1 protein-coding gene is annotated in these 1,002 nt (G+C 68.4%); it reads right to left on the bottom strand.

The features are described from left to right. On the bottom strand, positions 1–1,002 hold a 1,002-nt coding region (locus tag AB0H42_RS36010; protein ID WP_357064416.1), incomplete at both ends, for an efflux transporter outer membrane subunit.

Genomic DNA, 1,002 nt, shown 5'->3' with positions numbered 1-1,002 from the left:
TTCCTGCTGCCGGTATTCGCTCAGGCGCACCCGTTGGGTGATTTTCCCTCCGTCGAACAGCGGCAAATACAGGGCGGGGCCGATGGCGAAGGTATGCGTGGACCAACTGCCCATATCCGCCAGCGCCAGTGCCTGATAGCCCGCATTGCCGGTCAGCGTGATGCGCGGATAGTAGTCGGCGGTGGCGATGCCGATCTCGGCGGTTGCCTGATGCAAACGCTCCGCCGCTTCGCGAATATCCGGCCTGCGCAGCGCCAGATCCGACGGCACGCCCATCGGCACCGCGCGCGCCAGCGTCGGCAGCGGCCCCGTCGGCGACAACATCGCTTTCAGCGCGCCCGGCCGCTCGCCCAACAGCAGGCTGATGGCGTTGATCAAGCGTTCCTGCCTATCGAACAGCGCCGGCAGCAGGGCATCCACCTGCGCCAACTGCACCTGCGCCTGATCGACATCCAGTTCGTTGCCCGCGCCGCTCTGATAACGGCTTTGCGTCAGCTGCAGCGTGCGCAGCGCCGTGGCGCGGTTTTCCTGCGCCACCGCCAGCTGTTGCTGCGTGGCGCGCAGGCGTAGATAGTCGCTCGCCACCTCCGCCGTCACCGACGTCAGCAGTGCGCGCCGGTTCTCCTGCGAAGCGGCAAAGCCGGCGCGCGCACTTTCCGACGCGCGACGCAGCTTGCCCCACATGTCCAGCTCCCAGGTGGCGCTGGATCCGCCGCGCCAGAGGTTATAATCCGCCTCTCCGCCGTTGCCGGACGGATCCATGCTGCCCACCGAGGTGGCGCGCTGGCGCTGATAGGCGCCGTCCAGGCTCAGATCCGGCATCAGCGCCGCCTCTGTCACGCCCAGCAAGGCGCGGCTTTGCTGCATGCGCGCCGTGGCGAGCTGCAGATCCAGGTTGCCGGCCGCCGCGCGCTGCACCAGTTGCGACAGCGACGCATCGTTGAATATCGACCACCAGGCCACCGGCAGCGCCCCGCCGCCGGCCTGCTCACCCCAGCTCTC

The organism is Nocardia sp. NPDC050799 (assembly GCF_040654015.1).
GTDB lineage: Bacteria > Actinomycetota > Actinomycetes > Mycobacteriales > Mycobacteriaceae > Nocardia.
Note: the sequence above shows the minus strand (reverse complement) of the source record. Positions and strands in the feature narration are given on the sequence as shown.